The organism is Candidatus Polarisedimenticolia bacterium, from assembly GCA_036001465.1.
In the GTDB taxonomy this organism is placed as follows: Bacteria; Acidobacteriota; Polarisedimenticolia; order Gp22-AA2; family Gp22-AA2; genus Gp22-AA3.
On sequence record DASYUH010000088.1, the window covers coordinates 1 to 17,115 of the forward strand.

At 67.0% G+C, this 17,115-nt stretch carries 20 protein-coding genes and 1 riboswitch; of the genes, 19 read left to right on the forward strand and 1 reads right to left on the reverse strand.

Annotated elements, in window-relative coordinates; all coding sequences use genetic code 11:
* The first annotated feature begins 148 nt into the window (after positions 1 to 148).
* The 4 genes from VGV60_16050 (at position 149) to VGV60_16065 (ending at position 2,341) form a co-directional block, all read left to right on the forward strand.
* Entirely contained in the window at positions 149 to 505 is a 357-nt protein-coding gene (locus VGV60_16050; protein ID HEV8702784.1) for a hypothetical protein, read from the forward strand.
* Positions 506 to 697: 192 nt separating this feature from the next.
* On the forward strand, positions 698 to 1,477 hold the full coding sequence (locus VGV60_16055; protein HEV8702785.1) for a nuclear transport factor 2 family protein: 780 nt from the start codon (positions 698 to 700) through the stop codon (positions 1,475 to 1,477).
* A 67-nt stretch (positions 1,478 to 1,544) separates the two neighbouring features.
* Positions 1,545 to 1,991, forward strand: coding sequence for a DoxX family protein (locus VGV60_16060; protein ID HEV8702786.1), 447 nt, complete (start codon positions 1,545 to 1,547; stop codon positions 1,989 to 1,991).
* 128 nt (positions 1,992 to 2,119) lie between these two features.
* Positions 2,120 to 2,341: an addiction module protein gene (locus VGV60_16065; GenBank protein HEV8702787.1), complete on the forward strand. Its 222-nt coding sequence runs from the start codon at positions 2,120 to 2,122 to the stop codon at positions 2,339 to 2,341.
* A gap of 2 nt (positions 2,342 to 2,343) precedes the next feature.
* Here the strand turns inward: VGV60_16065 and VGV60_16070 are convergent, their stop codons facing one another.
* Positions 2,344 to 2,496 carry a hypothetical protein gene (locus tag VGV60_16070; GenBank protein HEV8702788.1) on the reverse strand — a complete coding sequence of 51 codons (153 nt, stop codon included), beginning with the start codon at positions 2,494 to 2,496 and terminating at the stop codon, positions 2,344 to 2,346.
* A 744-nt stretch (positions 2,497 to 3,240) separates the two neighbouring features.
* Between VGV60_16070 and VGV60_16075 the strand changes: the two genes are divergently transcribed.
* The 15 genes from VGV60_16075 to VGV60_16145 all read left to right on the forward strand — a co-directional run bounded on the left by VGV60_16075 (position 3,241) and on the right by VGV60_16145 (position 17,092).
* Positions 3,241 to 3,849, forward strand: coding sequence for a hypothetical protein (locus VGV60_16075; GenBank protein ID HEV8702789.1), 609 nt, complete (start codon positions 3,241 to 3,243; stop codon positions 3,847 to 3,849).
* Positions 3,846 to 4,406: a YdeI/OmpD-associated family protein gene (locus VGV60_16080; protein ID HEV8702790.1), complete on the forward strand. Its 561-nt coding sequence runs from the start codon at positions 3,846 to 3,848 to the stop codon at positions 4,404 to 4,406. The genes VGV60_16075 and VGV60_16080 overlap by 4 nt, the downstream gene beginning before the upstream one ends.
* 33 nt (positions 4,407 to 4,439) lie before the next feature.
* The gene (locus VGV60_16085) at positions 4,440 to 4,859 is read left to right on the forward strand and encodes a hypothetical protein (GenBank protein HEV8702791.1); all 420 of its coding nucleotides are present in this window, start codon (positions 4,440 to 4,442) and stop codon (positions 4,857 to 4,859) included.
* 122 nt (positions 4,860 to 4,981) lie between these two features.
* Positions 4,982 to 5,449 (forward strand): nuclear transport factor 2 family protein, encoded by a 468-nt coding sequence (locus VGV60_16090; protein HEV8702792.1) that lies wholly within the window; start codon positions 4,982 to 4,984, stop codon positions 5,447 to 5,449.
* 673 nt (positions 5,450 to 6,122) lie between these two features.
* Positions 6,123 to 6,401, forward strand: a complete 279-nt coding sequence (locus VGV60_16095) for a hypothetical protein (protein ID HEV8702793.1) — start codon at positions 6,123 to 6,125, stop codon at positions 6,399 to 6,401.
* 162 nt (positions 6,402 to 6,563) lie between these two features.
* Positions 6,564 to 7,241: an alpha/beta fold hydrolase gene (locus tag VGV60_16100; protein HEV8702794.1), complete on the forward strand. Its 678-nt coding sequence runs from the start codon at positions 6,564 to 6,566 to the stop codon at positions 7,239 to 7,241.
* Positions 7,242 to 7,247: 6 nt separating this feature from the next.
* Complete coding sequence (locus VGV60_16105) at positions 7,248 to 7,718, forward strand: hypothetical protein (GenBank protein HEV8702795.1); 471 nt, start codon at positions 7,248 to 7,250, stop codon at positions 7,716 to 7,718.
* An 8-nt stretch (positions 7,719 to 7,726) separates the two neighbouring features.
* Complete coding sequence (locus VGV60_16110; GenBank protein ID HEV8702796.1) at positions 7,727 to 8,485, forward strand: hypothetical protein; 759 nt, start codon at positions 7,727 to 7,729, stop codon at positions 8,483 to 8,485.
* Between the two features lie 13 nt (positions 8,486 to 8,498).
* Positions 8,499 to 9,569 carry a dienelactone hydrolase family protein gene (locus VGV60_16115; protein ID HEV8702797.1) on the forward strand — a complete coding sequence of 357 codons (1,071 nt, stop codon included), beginning with the start codon at positions 8,499 to 8,501 and terminating at the stop codon, positions 9,567 to 9,569.
* Entirely contained in the window at positions 9,566 to 10,213 is a 648-nt protein-coding gene (locus tag VGV60_16120) for a methyltransferase domain-containing protein (protein HEV8702798.1), read from the forward strand. Before VGV60_16115 ends, VGV60_16120 begins: the two co-directional genes overlap by 4 nt.
* Positions 10,214 to 10,284: 71 nt before the next feature.
* A riboswitch (cobalamin riboswitch) is annotated at positions 10,285 to 10,487 on the forward strand.
* 132 nt (positions 10,488 to 10,619) lie between these two features.
* Complete coding sequence (locus VGV60_16125; GenBank protein HEV8702799.1) at positions 10,620 to 11,852, forward strand: hypothetical protein; 1,233 nt, start codon at positions 10,620 to 10,622, stop codon at positions 11,850 to 11,852.
* A complete protein-coding gene (locus tag VGV60_16130; protein ID HEV8702800.1) occupies positions 11,849 to 13,858 on the forward strand; it encodes a TonB-dependent receptor in 2,010 nt (669 codons plus the stop codon). The genes VGV60_16125 and VGV60_16130 overlap by 4 nt, the downstream gene beginning before the upstream one ends.
* A complete protein-coding gene (locus VGV60_16135; GenBank protein ID HEV8702801.1) occupies positions 13,846 to 15,489 on the forward strand; it encodes a hypothetical protein in 1,644 nt (547 codons plus the stop codon). The genes VGV60_16130 and VGV60_16135 overlap by 13 nt, the downstream gene beginning before the upstream one ends.
* Positions 15,486 to 16,364, forward strand: a complete 879-nt coding sequence (locus tag VGV60_16140) for a hypothetical protein (protein HEV8702802.1) — start codon at positions 15,486 to 15,488, stop codon at positions 16,362 to 16,364. The genes VGV60_16135 and VGV60_16140 overlap by 4 nt, the downstream gene beginning before the upstream one ends.
* Positions 16,361 to 17,092, forward strand: coding sequence for a phenylalanine--tRNA ligase beta subunit-related protein (locus tag VGV60_16145; protein HEV8702803.1), 732 nt, complete (start codon positions 16,361 to 16,363; stop codon positions 17,090 to 17,092). The genes VGV60_16140 and VGV60_16145 overlap by 4 nt, the downstream gene beginning before the upstream one ends.
* Positions 17,093 to 17,115 lie beyond the last annotated feature (23 nt).

The window sequence follows — 17,115 nt, forward strand, 5'->3', positions numbered from 1 at the left end:
CCTCCGCGCGGGCGGTAAGCATCGCCAATCGGGAACGGCCGCCGAACTACCGGTTGCAGGCGGCGGTGGGCGGGTTGGGAGGTGCTGGGCCGGCGCGTTGGGCGTTCGCCCCCCGCGCCTGAACCGGGGCGTTGGGCGGACTAGCGCAATGACTGATCAGAACGTGAACGAAGCGCCGCGTGTCGAATTCGACGAGGCCGGCATTGCCGCTTGGTTTAGCGGAGCCCGCCAGTTTTACGTCCGGTGGTGTGATATTCGGACCGTTGAGATTGAAGTAGTCACCTCTGGAGAAGTGTATGCGGAGGCGTTCTGGGCGATTAACGGTTCGCAGTCCACCCCGGGCAATTTTGCGTTTTATGCCCCAGTCGAGCTAGTAGTCGGTGGAGACGAACTCACAGCAAAGCTCAGTTCCATGGAAGGCTTCGACCACGAGGCATTCAAACGGGCGCGGATCGCTGAGGACCGTGGTGAAGAAGGTACGTTCTTGTGTTGGCGCAGCAAATAGCCCATTACGTGTCTAGTCTCGAAGAGCCGCCCAACAACCGGCTGAAGCTGGCGGCGCGCGGGGGGCCGTGGCGGATTGAGAGGCTGCGCACGCGCGCCGCAGCTTAGCCGGGGCGTTGGGCCGACAGAGGCGCGGAGTACCTCGATTGGCTGGGCAAACCATTGACGAGGCTCGAATGGGTTGGTAAGCACCTTGAACGAGCGGCGCTTTGCGGCTGTGCCACCGTTTGTCTTGCAGCCGGTATCTGTAGAGGAGGGTGGTATTATGCGAAGACCTTTTGCATACTTCGCTATTGTGGTGATTCTGTTTGTATTGGCTAGCTCCTGCGAGCAACCTCCTACAGACACGATCAACCCTGCAAATGCAACCGCTAATACCGAGGCGGCTGCTGGCAATCCGGCACTGAACGAGGCGGCAGTCGACTCATACCTTGCCGGGTACGCGGCAGCAATGTCGACGCGTGACTTCAGCGCTCTTAATAGGGCGTGGGCTGACGAGTTTACGTTTGTCAGCCACGACGGCGAGATTTTCACTAAGGCGCAGCTCCTTGAATTGTTCAAGTCGGGCACCGAGAAGTTCGAATCACTCGTCTTTGAAGACGCAAAAACTCGAATTTACGGTGATACGGCCGTTGTCACCGCAAACAGCACTCAGAAGGCGACTCTAGAGGGGAAGGATCACAGCGGCACCGCCAGGGTCTCAATTGTGTTGGTGATGGTGCGACAGGGATGGCGAATGGTTCTGGCGCAGCTGGCTGAGCTAAAGCCATCGACGAAGCCAGCTAGAGCGACTATCAGCATGGGCGGCAATACGAATACCGGGGCAAGGCCCCAGTGGATGTTGACGCCGATTCGTTCAGGGCCCATGGTGCGACCGAACATGGTAGACCAGCGGGCCAACTACCCGCTGCAGCCGTCGGCGGCCAGCGGGTCTGAGGTTGACGTCAGGAGGTCCTGCGCCCGCCGCGCCTGAGCGGGAACGTCAGGCGACCTGAAGCTGCTGACGAGTCGAGATACATCAAAGAGGAGGATCACCCCTTATGAAACTCATGAACATGGAGCGGGCAAGGCAAATCACAGTTTTCCTATTACGCGTCGTTGCCGGCCTGCTGTTTCTCCAAGCTGGAGGCATGAAGATCTTTGATTGGTTCGGCGGAGTCCCCGCCCAGTACGGGGGACACCCGCCGATGATGTCACAGACGTGGATCGGAGGTGTGCTGGAGTTTTACGGCGGCACTGCGATCCTGCTCGGGCTCTTCACCCAACCGGTCGCCTTTGTCTTGTCGGGGGAGATGGCAGTGGCCTATTTTCAGTTTCATCAGCCCGGCGGCGCCTGGCCCATCCAAAACCACGGGGAGCCCGCCGTGCTGCTTTGCTTCATATTCATGTTTTTCGCCTCGCACGGCGCCGGGAGTTGGAGCGTCGACGGTTTCGTCCGGCGAAGGAGGCAAATGCACGGAGGTATGGGTCGCCTAACAAGCGCGTGAACCTGACGGTCCGTTCCGTCACGCGCCTTGCAAGAACGGCAAGGCGCGCGCCGGTCCGGCCCGCAGGTTATGCGGGGCGTTATGCGTACTGATTGCATCCGGGCCAGTGCCGGCGTAAACTTTGGGACATGAGTCCAGCCCAGCTTGAAGAAATTCTGAGCCTCAGTATCGAGGAGCGTATCCAACTTGTTGAGGCCGCGTGGGATAGCATCGCTCAGCACCCTGAGTCGCTTCCCGTAACCGAGGCCCAACGCAAGGAATTGGACCGTCGCCTCGCCGAGCACCAGAAAGACCCTCGAGCGGCCCGGCCCTGGTCGGCGGTTCGCGACTCCTTGGCGCGCAAGAAGTGACGCTACGCCTCACGCCCGCGGCGGAGGCGGACGTCGAGGGGGTTCTCGGGTAGTACCGAGAGCGAGGTCATGATCTTGGTGACCAGTTCCTGCAAACCCTTGATCGTTGCCTCGAAACCATCGAGCGCAGCCCGCTTGCCTTCGCGATCGCCCACGGCGACATGCGACGCGCCCTACTCCGCCGGTTTCCCTATTGTGTTTTCTACCTCGTATCCGAGCACGAGATCGTGGTGCTGGCCTGCCTACACGGGCACCGAGATCCCGAGACCTGGAAGAGTCGGCGAGACGCATAACATCAGCTGGCGGCGCGCGGGACATCCGTGGCGGATTGAGCGGCTGCGCACGCGCGTCGCAGCTTAGCCGGGGCGTTGGACGCCCAGATAATCGAGCACTGTATGGATTATGAAACAGGAGTAAGGTTGAACTGGGTCGCTCTGATCGTGGCCCCGCTCGTCGCGGGTTGGATCGCAAGCGTGTTCGCTCGCGCAAGCGCCCGGTTGGGATCCGTCTGGCTTCGAGGTTTTCTGGGCACTCTCGCGATCGGTGTCATGCTGGGGGCCGCTTCCGGCTTGGTCATCGACCTCCTTCACCCGGGCTTCATGCCTCCTGCGACCGTGATGCTGGGAGCCTTAGAGGTGCCCATCAGCGCAGGAGTTGGTCTCGTCGTCGGATGGGCGTGCGCAAGGAGCGTCGGTCAGCATCGCGTGCCCCAGGACAAGGCGTGATGAGAGGGCGCGCGCGATCTTCATTGCAATGAGGGAGCACGCCTTTTTTGGTTGGGAAGCCACACTGCCCCTGCGCGCCGCCTGACTCGCCGCCGCAGCCGACGGCCACCGCTTCACCATCCTCGCAGGTGCTACAGTGTCGCGTGCGGTGGCCGCGGCTGAGAGGCAAGGCCGTTGGACGGCATCATGATGGAGCGTTGCTTGGTCAGCGTCCCCATTCCGAAACACCGAGCCAGCTGGTCTGATGTCGCGGAGGGTCTGGAAGTCATCATCCCCGCCAGGCGTCACGTCTTCGCGATACTGTTCCTGCCAGTCTGGCTCGCGGGCTGGCTGTTCGGCGAGGTGATGGTCATCCGGCAGCTCCTCGAAAAACCGGCAGACGGCCAGCCAAGCCTGTTTCTTTTTGTGTGGCTCGTCATGTGGACGGCGTTCGGTGGTCTGGCGCTGAAGTCCCTGCTCTGGATGCTCTGCGGAAGGGAGCGCGTCGTCCTCCGACCCGATGCGTTGCTTGTCCGCCGCGAACTCTTTGGCATCGCGCGTGCCCGGGAATATGAGATCGGGAGTATCTCAAATCTTCGGGTGTCTCCGGCGACGTTCAATCCCTGGGATGGTCGGTCGAGCTGGAAACCCGGGGGTATGTGTGCTGGAGTCATCGCCTTCGACTATGGAGCCAGGACGTTTCGTTTTGCCGAGGGGATCGACGAGGCAGAGGGCCATGACATCGTTGCTCTGATGCGACAGCGGCACACGTTCCGAACTTCGCCTGATGCTGTCCAACCATGAAGACATTGCTTGTGAGGACGCTCGATCAGTGGCGCGAATGGCTCACCGGGCATCATGCCTCGGTGTCGGAGGTCTGGCTGATCTTCTACAAGCGACACACCGGCGTTGCGTCGATCGCGTACAAGGACGCGCGGGACGAGGCGCTGTGCTTTGGCTGGGTGGACAGTCTCGTCAAGCGCCTGGACGACCGGCGGTACGCGCAGAAGTTCACGCCGCGCAGAGCGAACAGCCGATGGTCCGCCGTGAATCGGCAACGCTACGCCGAGCTGAAGGCCAGCGGGCGATTGAAACCGCCAGGGATCGAACGGGCCCCCACCGATCGCGGCTATGGTCCTCGACCACCGCGGCTTCCGATGCCTTCAAGGCTTCCGGCCTGCATCCAGGCAGAGTTGAGGAATCACCCGAAAGCCTTGCGCCACTTCGAAGCGTTGGCGCCCTCGCAACGCCGGCGGTATTTCGCCTGGATTGAGTCCGCCAAGCGCGAGGACACGAAACTCAGACGTCTCAAGGAGGCGATTCGCCTCCTGGCTGCCGGCAAAGCGCTGGGACTGAAATAAGACGTCTTACGCATCCAGACAGGAGAAGCGCCGATGATTGAGCCGAATCCGTTCGAGACGCTACGACAGATCGCCGGAGGTTACTGTCTGTCGCGTGGCCTGCACGTCGTGGCCAATCTTGCCGTCGCGGACAAGCTGGACGAGACCCCACGAACTGCCGCCGAGCTGGCCACGTCGGTCGGCGCGCACCCTGAAGCCCTGGGCCGGGTCCTGCGGCTTCTTTCCGCGCACGGCGTGTTCGAATCGTGCGATGGCAAGTTCCGCCACTCGCCGGCGTCTCGAATGCTGCGCGCCGATCATCCACAGTCCATGCGCGATTACGTGCGGATGTTCGGGTTGCCCCCCTTTTGGGCGACATTCGGGGAGTACGTGGCGCTGTTTGATGCAGCGGGTTTCTCATTCACACGTGAGATTGAAACGGGCGCCGGCATCTCGATTCTAGAGGGCGCCTGACCATCGCTTGACCGGGGCGTTCGGCGGACGCGGCGGCACACTACGATGCTTCCTCATGAGAAAGGCGGCCAGAAATGAAGACCCCACATGCACGATGTTCTGCCTTCCCGCCACGATCCACGGTGGCCTGGACGGTGTTCGCCCTGATGATATCGGTGGCCTGCCCAGCGGCCCCGCCGCCCCAGGTCGGCGAGGCATCGGCGACAGAGGTGGAAGCCGCTTTGAAGGGGTTTGCAGCCGCCTGGGAGCGCGAGGATGTGGAAGCTGCCGCGGGCACGTTCACACGGGACGCCATCGTGTTTGATCCGGTGCCGCCTGGGAAATTCGAGAATGCCGAGGGAATTCGCGCCTGGATCTCCGGGTCCTTCGACACTCTGGAGGGAATCTCCATCAGCCTCTCGCAGCTCCGGGTCCAGACAGCCGGGCAGGTGGCGTGGTGCACAGCCCACTTCCTCTTTACAGCTCAACAGGGGGGGATGCCGCTGCGCGCGGAGGGGTACGTGTCCACAGTCTGGGTGCGCCAGGCGGACGGCTCACCCAAGCTGTCCGTGTTCCACGCCTCTCATCTCCCCGCGCCGACGGGCAGTTAAGATGGCTCCCATAGGGGTTCGCGCCCGCCGCGCCTGAGCGGGAGCGTTGCGCGGGCTCGGATCGAGGATGCTCATGGAAATCGGACATGTGGAGGCGATCTTCCGGTATCCCGTGAAGTCCATGGGGGGTCGCTCGCATCGGTTGACTGGCGGTCGGACAGACCCTACTCTTCCGTGCGGCGATCGAGAGAAGGGAGCGTGGAGACACGATCCGATGACACCCGCAGATGAGGCCAAGTCTGGAAGCGAAGCGGAGAGGCTGACTCAGTTCCAGCTCCAGGGCCATGCTGCGGAGCGGTACGAGCGGTGGGTCGTGCCGTTCATCAGTGGACCGTGGGTGCCGCCACTCCTCGATCTTTTGGATTTACGAGCGGGCGAGCGTGTGCTTGACGTCGCATGCGGAACGGGCGTCGTCTCGCGACTCGCGGCGCGTCGGGTGGCCCCCGGCGGCGCCGTCACAGGCCTCGATCTATGCTCTCGGTCGCCGGACGACTCCCGCTGCCGCAGTATGTCGACGGGTATGGCTTGGCCGTGCCACAGGAGGTCAACGTGGCGATCGGGCGGGCGGCATAACAACACAAGTGGGGATCCAATCGAGACCTGGTTGTGACATATGATGACCCAGCCGAGGTCGGTTGCGCAGCATGCGACTATGAATCCGTGCCCATCGACCATGCTTAAGCACCCGAGCGCCTTCCTCCCCGTTGCCATGTCCCTTGGTGCCCTCGCCACGGTGTTGATCTTCCTTGCCTTGCACGGTCCCGCGCCCCAGGCAGATGAGGGTGCAGCTGCTCACATCTGGCAGCTTCTCATGGCCGCGCAGGTGCCGATCGTGCTGTTTTTCACGATCCAATGGGTGCCGCAGTCACCAAGACAGGCCGTGCCGATCCTGGCGCTGCAAGTCGGCGCTGCCGTTGCAGCGATGGCGCCCGTCTTCTTGCTTCACTGGTAGTGGCCGGGTCGTCGAGTGAAAGGATACGTGGCCGGATTGTCCAGCGGTTGGCTCGAGATGACCGCGCACCGGATCCCCGGGAGGGGATTCCGATGGCCTGCGCGTGCCGCCGCCCTGGCGCTGCTTCCACTTCTGGGCTGGCCGATACGTGCGCAGGCAGACCTGACGCACGATGGACGCGAGACGGTCGTTCTTCTACACGGTCTCGGTCGGTCTCCTCAATCGATGGAGCGGCTCGGACGGCGGCTCGAGGCCCGGGGCTATCGCGTGGTGAGCGTCGCCTATGCGTCGCGGCATGAGTCGGTCGAGGCGATTGCCAGACACCTCGATATCGAGCTGGCGCGGCGCTGTCCTGAGCGTGCTGTGCGCGTTCATTTTGTCACGCACTCGCTCGGCAGCATCGTGGTGCGCTACTACATCAAACACCACCGACCGGCGAATCTTGGCCGTGTGGTCATGCTCGGCCCACCCAACGGTGGCAGCGAGCTGGTCGATCTGATGAGACGGATCCCGATTGTCCGTCATCACATGGGTCCATCGCGCGGCCAGTTGGGCACGGACTCATCGAGCTTGCCCGCTCGACTCGGGCCTGTCGACTTCGAGCTGGGGGTCATCGCGGGCACCCGCACATGGAACCCGTTGTTCTCATGGCTGCTTCCGGGCGCCGACGATGGCATGGTGACGGTCGAGCGGACCAAGGTCGAGGGCATGAGCGATTTCCTGGCCGTTCCACGGACGCACACCTTCATGATGAAAGGCCCGGACGTGATCGCACAGACCATCGCCTTTCTTCGTCACGGTGAATTCGATCATGATTGTCCGGATCGGACCGGGGCATGAACGGCCGTGAAGCGAGACTCGATCCACCCTGATCCCGTCCCGCCGCCGCGCGTCCGCCCCGGCTGGGTCTGGGGGATCTTCATCTTCTACGTCATCTCGACGGCGTGGGGTCTGCTGGCGAGAGCGTTGATTCAGCTTGGGGTCTATCCTCTCCCGGAGGAGCAGCTGGCCATCCTCCGCAACCAGTCGACCGGGAGCGTTCTCTTCGGCATGGGGCTCACGATCCTGAGCCTGGTCGCGGCCACCTGGCTGTGGTTGTTGCGGAAGCGAGCCTTCGAACTCTTTGTCGCCGCCCTTGCTCTCAGCATCGCCAGCGTGATATGGCAGCTCTTCATGGGGGGCCCGCTGGCGACCCTCCTGACCAGGAACGCCCTGGTGATCGCGATCGGCTTCTTCGGCTTGATCGTGGGCTGGGGCATCTCGGTGGCGATATGCCTGTACGCCTGGAGGCTGAGGCAACGCGGAGTGCTGCAGTGAGGGCGGGCGTGCTGCGTTCCGCGGTGCTGCTGGTCGCGGTCGGCGGATCGGCCTTCGCGGCCGACGCGCCCCCGCTCCGCTTGAGCCACGCGTGGATCGTGGTCGGGACCGGAGCGCGGGAGCGCACGGCACTGGAGAAGGCGGGGTTCCGCATCGCCGCGACGATCAATCGTCACGATGGCCAGGGGACGGCGTCGGTCTCGGTCGAGCTCCTCAATGGGTTCCTCGAGCTTCTCTATCCCGACCCGGCCGTTCCGGTCTCGCCGGCATCGAAGGCCGGCGCCGAGAAGTTCCGGCTGAAGTCGGCGTGGCGCGAGACGGGCTACTCTCCGATCGGCATCGTCTTCGATCGCACGCCGGCGACGCCGCAGAAGCTCCCCTTCCCGACCTGGACGGTCACCGCCGATTGGATGGATCCAGGCACCGTCATCGAGATGATGACGCCGAAGGAGATGCCCAGGGCCGTCTCGCTCTCCATCTCGTCCCATCGCGAAAGCACGCGCGAGAAAGAGAACGAGGCGCTCGCGCGAGACCCGGTCAAGGGGGCGATGTTCCTCCACCCCAATGGCGCGCGGCGCCTGACCCGACTGCGCGTCGTCGCGCCCGGAGAGGACCGCCTTCCCCCCGCCGCGTCCTATCTTGCCGGACAGGGGCTCGTGACGTTCGATGTGGGCACGCGGTGGCTGCTCGACGTGACGCTCGACAACGGCACTCAGGGGGTCACCAGGGATCTTCAGCCCGGGCTCCCGATGATCGTTCATTATTGACGAGGCGATCGAGATGGGCAGGTACGATCCATTCGTCCGTGGTCGCTTCCCTGTCGGCGTGCGCACGATCCAGGCGCGTGACGCGGCGCGTGACTGCCGGTTCCCTTGCGAGGTCTGGTATCCGGCGGCCGAGCGGCATGCGGGCCAGGACCTGGCTCCCGAGACCCAGGACTGCTTCACCGTGCCGTCGATCGGCACGCCTCGGCGTCAGATGGCCGTGCGGGATGCCGCCGCCAGGCCGGATACGTATCCGCTTGTCATCTTCTCGCACGGCACCGCGCGGTGGCAGCGACGGATGGCCACCTTTCTCTGCACGCATCTGACCAGCCACGGGTACGTGGTCGCGGCCATGGATCACTCCGAAGTGGTCGCGGCCGGGCTGGCGCGCGCGGATGATGAATCCAGCGAGCGAAGGGCCGCGCGGGCGCAGGCCTGGATCGCAAACCGTGTCCCGGACATCCGCTTTCTTCTCGATCACTTTCTCGGCGCCGCGCCGTGGGACCCGGACTCCCGCATCGATGCCGCACGCATCGGAATCGCGGGATACAGCTTCGGTGGCTGGACCGCGCTCGCCGCAACCGGCGCGGATGGGCGAATCGGGGCCGTGGTGGCCCTCGCCCCGGGCGGAAGCTCCCGGCCGAAGCCGGGGATTCTCCCCGTCCAGCTCGATTTCACCTGGGGGCGTGACGTTCCGACCCTCTACCTGGCGGCGGAGAACGATGCGATGATCCCCCTCGCCGGCCTGTACGAGCTGCTCGAGCGGACTCGGGCGACCAAACAGATGGTCATTCTGCGCCGGGCCGACCACGCTCATTTCCTGGACCACGTCGAAGAGGAGCACGAGGCCGTGCGGGCGATGCCGTTCACCGGGGAGCTGGCCTGGATTCCGAAGGAGATGCGGCCGGCGGCGGAGCTCTGTCCGGGGGAGCAGGCTCACCTGTTCGTGCGCGGCCTGACGCTGTGCCACATGGATGCCGCACTGAGGGGACATGACGAAGCGCGACGGCTTCTGGCCGGTGATGTGGAGGCCGAGCTCGCAGCGCGGGGCGTCGAAGTCATCGTGGCCGCGAGGCCGCGCGCATGACCTGCTGCCGCTGCCAGGCCACCGATGAACAGTTCGACGCCCGCTTCGCGCAGCACGATTTGAAGCGCTTCCAGAGCCGCGGCCCCGACGCCAGCACCCGGCAGCTGCTCGCGGCCATCGGGGAGATCCCCCTCCCCCCGGAACCGGTCCTGCTGGATGTCGGCGGCGGCGTCGGCGCGATTCATCACGTCCTCCTGGAGCGCGGTTTCGCCCGCGCGGTGCACGTGGATGCCTCGGCGGCCTACCTGGCGGTCGCGGAAGCGGAGGCCGGGCGGCGCGGCCATGCCGGGCGGGTCGACTTCCTGCATGCCGACTTTCCGGAAGTGGCGCAGAGCCTCCCCCTGGCCGACCTCGTGACTCTCGACCGGGTGGTCTGCTGCGATCCTGACTTCACCCGGCTCCTGGGCGCCGCCGCGGACCGCGCGAGGCGGCTCGTGGCGTTCAGCTATCCCCGCCCGCGGTTCATCGTCCGCCTCGTCATGGCGGCGTTCAATTTCACGAACCGGCTTCGGGGCCGGACGTTCCGGGCGTACGTGCACCCGCCGGCGGCGATGACCGCGGCGCTGGAGCGGGCGGGAACGCATCGGCGACGGGAAGGCGGGACCTGGTTCTGGGCCGTGGAGGTCTTCGAGCGCACGCTCTGACGCCCGCCGGGACGACGCCTTGACATTGACAAGGCCGGAGGCCCGGCGTATATAAGGGGCGCTTTCGATCTTTGTCATTTCGCATCGTGGGCGATCGTGCCGGCGGCCTGCCGGGACGATTGAAAAGGGAAGGGGGGTGTGAAGCCCCCGCTGCCCCGCAACTGTGAGCGGTACCGAAAGCCGGAAAGTCCCACTGGGAGCCACGGGCTTCTGGGAAGGGCCGGTGAGTAGACAGCCGCGAGCCAGGAAACCTGCCCGCGATGATGTCGTGACGGACCTCTCGCGGGAGAGGGATCTCGGCGCACGCCACCGATGACTCCCCGGCTCGAGAGAGGCCGGGGTTTTTTGTTTCCCTGTCTCCCCCGGCAATCCGTCGCGAGGTCGTTCTGCCTCGAGGGGGGTTGCCATGCGCCGTCTCGCCGCCGTCGCGCTCGTCGCGATCCTGGCCGCGGCTCCGGGTCCCGGAGCCCGCGCCCAGTCGCTCACCGACTGCTTCCCCGATCGGATCGTGTCCCTCGTCATGGGCACGATTTCGTCTCCGCCGGCGACCAACAGCTGGCAGCCGGGGATTGTCTTTGGTCCGCCGGGAAACGCCACGCCGACCACCGGGTCGCTCGCGGTGCTGTCGCTGGGGCACGGCGGGCAGATCACCCTTGAGTTCACCGACAGCGAGGTGATCGACGCCCCGGGACCCGATTTCATCGTCTTCGAGAATCCGTTCTTCTGCACGTCCGTACCCCAATCCGCGGCCGATCCCTACAGCGTCTTCGCCGAGCCGGGGATCGTGGAGGCGAGCGACGACGGGATCGACTTCAGGATGTTCCCGTACGATGCGGCGGCCCTGTCCCAGGTGGTCTCGATCTGCACCGACAAGAGCCTCCTCCCTCGTCTGGTCGGCCTCGCCGGGATCACGCCGAGCTTCACCGGCAACTACCTGGTCCCCGACGACCCGCTGGTCTTCGATGCGGCGGCGCCGGGCGGGGTCTCGGGGCACGGCGGCGACGCCTTCGATCTGGCGACCGTCGGCCTGGCCCGGGCCCGGTACGTGCGCATCACCGATCCGAACCTTCCGATCGGCGTGCCCGGTCCTTCCGACGGGCTCGATCTCGATTCGGTCGTGGCGATTCACGCGCGTCCGCTCCCCCCGGGCACGGCGCCCGACGGCGACGGGGACGGACTGTCCGACGAGGCCGAGAGGGACTACTACCTGACCGACCCGGCGCGCCCCGACACGGACGGCGACGGGGTGATCGACGGTCTGGAGGCCGCCTCCTGCCGCAATCCGGCGAGCGACGCTCCGGATCCCTTCTTCGTGCCCGTCCTGGATCTCGAGGTGGCCGAGGCGTCGCCGACGGTGGTCCGCTGGAACTTCCTCGGCACGGGGATCACCTACGACGTCGTTCGCGGCGGCGTCGCGGCTCTGCACGCCACGGGGGGGCTGGTCGATCTCGGGGTCGTCACCTGCGTCGAGAACGACTCGACCGATCTCACGACGCGCGGCCTGGCCGACGCCGCCGCCCCCGCGCGGGGCGCGGCGTTCTTCTACCTGGTGCGCCAGAACCCGCCGGGGAGCGGTCTCGGCTACGGCTTCTCCTCGGCCCACGATGTGCGGCGGCCGGCCGCCGGTGACTGCCTGTGAAGCGATCCGCCGCCTGGCTGCTCGCGCTCGGGCTGCCCCTCGCCGGGGCCGCGGCGGCGAACGATCCTCCCGCGCCCGATCGCCCCGTCGAGAGGGTCGAGGTCCGCGGCAACGCCGAAGGCCAGGCGGCCCTCGACTCGACGGCGTTCGCCACGGTCATCCGGGCGGAGGACTTCGCCGGCCGCGTCACGTCCGTCCAGGAGCTCCTGCGCGACGCGGTCGGGGTGCAGGTCCGCGGCCTGGGGGGGGAGTTCGCCACGGTCTCGATCCGCGGATCGAGCGCCGAGCAGGTGATCGTCTACCTCGATGGCGTGCCGCTCAACCGGGCCCTGGGAGGCGGCGTCAACCTGGCCGACCTGCCGCTCGGCCAGGTCGAGTCGATCGAGGTGTACCGCGGGTTCACTCCGGCCGGCGTGCCGGCCGCCTCCATCGGCGGGGCGATCATGATCCACACCCGGCGGACCGGCGGCGACCCCGCGGGGGGCGCCTCGGTCTCGGTCGGATCATTTCGTTCGGGTGAGGCGATCGCCTCGGTTGCAGGGACGCGCGGGCGGGGGGACTACACCTTCGGCTTCGACGGCGCGGGGAGCCGGGGCGATTTCGAATACCTGAACAACAACAGCACGCCCCACGAGCCGGGGGACGATCGAAACCTCCTCCGGGACAACAACGACTTCCGCCGCGGCCACCTGTCGGGGCGGTTTTCGCTGAAGGCCGGGCCGAGAGCGCGTTTCCAGGTCGCCACCGATCTGTTCGCGCGCGAGCAGGGCGTGCCCGGCCTCGACAGCGGCCTGTCCCCCTGGGCGCGGTTCACGACCTCCCGCTTCCTCATCCGGCCGGAGCTGGAGGTGCCGGGGCTCGCCGGCGGCCGCCTCCTGGCCAGGGTCGCGGCCGATTTCACGCGCTACCGCGAGGAGTTCGACGACCCGCGCGGCCTGATCGGGCTGTCCGGCAGGAACGTCGACGACGTCGCCCTGACCGACTCGATCGGGGCGGAGGCCGCCCTCGTCGTCGCCGCCTCGTCGCGGCAGGCGATTTCCTTCCTGGCGTCGCGGCGCGCCGAGACGGCGGATCTCGAGGACCTCGCGTCGTCCGGCCCGAGCGGCCGGGGGACGGCCCATCGCCGCACGACCACGACGACGCTGGAGGATCAGATCTCCTTCGGATCCGACCGGCTGGTGATCAACCCTTCGCTGCGGCACGAGCGCTACGAGAGCACCTTCCGGCCGGGCCCCACCGGCGGCCTGGTCTTCGACCTCCCCGCCGGTCGGCGCACCACCGGCAAATTGGGGTTCCGCCTGAGGGCCGGGGGCGCGCTGACCCTCAAAGGGAATTTCGGCCGCTTCCAGCGCCTGCCCGACTTCGTCGAGCTGTTCGGCAATCGGGGCTCGGTCCTGGGCAATCCCGCGCTCCGCCCGGAAAGCGGCCGCAGCCTCGACCTCGGCCTGGCGATCGACGTGCGCCGACCCGCCGGCCCTCTGTTGCGTCACGCGCGCATCGAGGCGACCGGGTTCGAGACCACGGCGGAGGACCTCATCCAGTTCGTCCCCAACTCCCAGAACACCGTGGTGGCCCTGAATATCAACAGGGCGCGGATCCGCGGCGTGGAGCTGAGCCTGGCGCTGGCCCTGGGGTCGCGCTTCACCGGCTCCCTGAACGCCACGCACCAGAGTCCGGTCGACACCCGCCGCCGACCTGGCGACGGCAACATCCTGCCCGGACGCGCGCAGGACGAGGTGGGCGCCGGGGCGGTGCTCGATCTGGGCCTTGGGCGGATCTTCTACGAGTTCACATACGTCGGCCGGAACTTCGTCGATCCTTCGAATACGCCGAGCCGGGCACTGCCGGCCCGCTACCTGCACGATCTCGGGTATCGCGCGCGACTGCGCCGGGGCCTGCAAGGCACGATCGAGATCAAGAACATCGCCGATGAGCCGACGCGCGACGTCGCCCGCTTCCCCCTGCCGGGACGGAGCATCCACGGGAGGCTGTCGTGGGAGTTTTGAGCCGCGCGCCGGCTGCGAGATTCGCGACCGCGACCTTCGCGACCGCAGCGACGACGCTCGCGACCGCGGCGGCGGCCCTGGCGATCGGAGCGACGGGGCTGGGCTGCGGCCCGGGGGTCCAGCCGATCCACCCTCTCCCCGGGGCGGGGACCGCCCGGCTGCAGCCAATCTATGACGTCGTGGCGACCTACCCCGACACGACCATCATCGTCGTGGGGCTGCCCTACCGCGGACTGGATGTCGAAATGGAGATGACCTTCGATGACGCCACGCTGCGCGACGATGAGGAGTCGTTCGAAGCGCGGGCGCGCATCGTCTCGGTGCTGGCCGGCGGGGTGCCGCAGGCGTTCGAGGCGCCGCAGCCGATGGCCATCCGCGGCACTCTGGCCGGCGGCGTCGTGGCGACCGGGCTCTTCGGACCGATCCACGTCGGCAATGCCGCGCTGCTGCTCGACCTGACCGGGCCCCTGCAGGACGGTTCCCGCAGGTTCGCGGGGGGAGCAACCCTGTACGGCATCCCGGACCCCGGGACGTTCGTCGCGGTGAAGCGCCGCCGCTACCTGGTCGCCGGGACCGACATGCAGGGGCCGATCGGCAAGGTCGCCGTCGTCCAGGTGCGCTACGACTCGCGCATCACGCTCGAGACGGATCTCGAGGTGACGAGCAGCGATCCGATCGCCCGCGTCGAGGACGGCCGACCGATCATCGTGAACCGCTTCACGTTCGACAATCTGCAGGGGCTCGATCCGCACGGTTCGTTCACTACGATCTTCGAGCACTCGACCGGAATCCTCTCGAACCCGCACGACCTCGTCGTCCTGCCGCCCGACGCGCCCGGGGCCGGCGGGAGCAGCACAACCGTCGAAGACGCCGGGCTCGCCTTCGTGACGCGCTACGGCGCGGCGTTCAACGACGTGGCCGTCGTCGATCTCGGGGACGGCGCCGTCATCGACCGCATCGATCTCACGCCGTACGCCGCCAATTCCGATCGCCTGCCGCGCGCCGACCAGGCTCTGCTGCACGACGGGCTCATCTACGTGACGCTGCAGGACGCCAACGCCAGCTTCAGCGAGTTCAAGAGCGGGCGACTCGCGGTGATCGACCCGGTGTCGCGCCGGGTGGTCGATGTCATCGACCTGTCCGGGCAGAATCCGTTCGAGTCGCTGTCCTACTCGGGGGCGACCGGCCTGATCTACGTCGGCCTGGCCGGCCTCTTCCCCGGGATCGCCAGCAGGGTCCCGGTCCTGAGCGGCGGCATCGAGACGGTGGATCCGATCACCCGCGCCGCCCGCGGCCTCCTGGTGGACGACGACACGCTGGGAGGGAACGTGTCGGCCGTCGCCGTGCACTCCGCCAGCCGCGGCTATTGCGTCGTCTCGGACGCCTCGTTCCACAACTACGTCAAGGCGTTCGATCCGACGACCGGCGAGGTCCTCGGGACGATCTTCGACAGCCCCGGACAGATCGCCACCATCGAGGTGGACGGGGACGGGCTCCTGCTGGTCGCCGACACGAGCTTCTTCGATCCGCGCATCCTGATCTTCAACGCCGAGAACGGCGCTCCCGTCGCGGCCCTGCCGGCACGCCTTCCGCCGTTCTCTTTCGCCATTCTCACAAGGAGCCTGCCATGACCAAGACGAGCGCCGTGAACCGCACCCTCCTGACCGCCGCCCTCGGGGCGTCCCTTGCCCTGGCCGGGGGCGCAGCCCCCGCCGGGGCCCAGATGGTGGAGCGCTTCGAAGCCGATCCGATTGCGGGGGAGTCCGGAAACGTCTTCTTCCAGGAAGGGGATGTCGCCGCCCGCTTCGCCTACGTCCCCGAGGAGGCGCCGCACTTCGCGGGCGACCGCCCGGGAACGCTCCGGGTGCTGTACGACACGACCCTCCCGGCGGCCCGCATCTCGACGCCGATCGGCCGGGTCCTCTCATCGGCCGACGATTTCGAGTTCGGGGCGATTCTGACGATCCGCTCCGACGGCTTCTTCGCCGATCCGAACGGCTTCTCGCAGATCGCCTTCGGACTGTGGAACGCCGTCACGACGGGGATGAACCGGACCGGGTTCCCCTCCGACGCCTTCGACCTGGTGGGGTTCGACTACTTCCCGAACTCCGGCGAGTTCGGCGGGCCGTTCCTGTCGCCGGGCGTGTTCGGCGGAAACGTCCTCGACAACGCCTTCTTCAATTTCGCCTTCGCCTCGGCCGAGGTGGCCCTTCCCCTGGACGTGCCGCTTCTCTGCCAGTTCCACTGCATCGCGGCCCAGAAGCGCCTGAACTTGAGGGTCAGCCGTCGCGGAGCCGGCGTCACGTTCGAGCGGATTCCGGGGGCGATGGTCTCCGTGGACCTGTCGCGGCTCGACCCGGACTTCCTGGTGGACGTGGCCGGCATCGCCGCCTATTTCGAGGGATTCGCCTCGATCCGCGCCAGCGTGGATTACGATTTGCTGTACGTTGGGAGCCTGCCGGCGCCGTTCGGCGTCGTGAACCGCCGGCTGGCCCCGTCGAGGTGAGCGCGGGGCGCTCCGGACTGAACGAGGCCGAGGACGTGTGGGAACCCGGGACGGGACTCCGGATGGACGATGAGGCGCGCCGCCTCCTGCGCGCCGGATTGATCCATGCCGCGCCGGTCGCGGTGGGACCGGCCGGCGAGCCGCTCCTGGCCGAGATGGAGCGGATCGCCGCCGCCCTGGCATCGGAGCACGCGGGGCGCGCGCCGGGGGAGATCGCCGATCTGGCCCCGGCGCGCGAGCTCTACCGCGACTTCGGGATCGATCCGACCCGCACGCGGCCTTCCTCCGAGGCCCTGCTGCGCCGTGTCCTGCAGGGGAAGGGGCTGCCGCGCATCCTGAACGCCGTGGACGTCTGCACCCTGTGCTCCCTGCGGTTCCTGCTGCCGATCGGCCTGTACGATGCCGGGTGCGTTCGCGGGGAGGTGACGCTGCGACGCGGCAGGCCGGGCGAGTCGTATCCCGGCATCCGCAAGGACGAGGTCCACCTGGAAGGGCGTCCGACCCTGGCGGACGCCGAGGGGCCGTTCGGGAACCCGACCTCCGATTCGTTCAGGACCTCGGTGACTCCCGCCACGCGCGCGCTGGCGATGGTGATCTTCGCCCCTTCGTCGTGCGCCCGCGATCGCCTCGCGGCGCACGTCGCCGAGGCGCAAGCCCTCCTCGCCCGGCACCTGGCCCCCGCGGGAGAGGCGGTCACGACCTCGGGGTCGGTCCTCCCGGCCCCCTGAACCCCGGGAGCCCGTCGGAATCT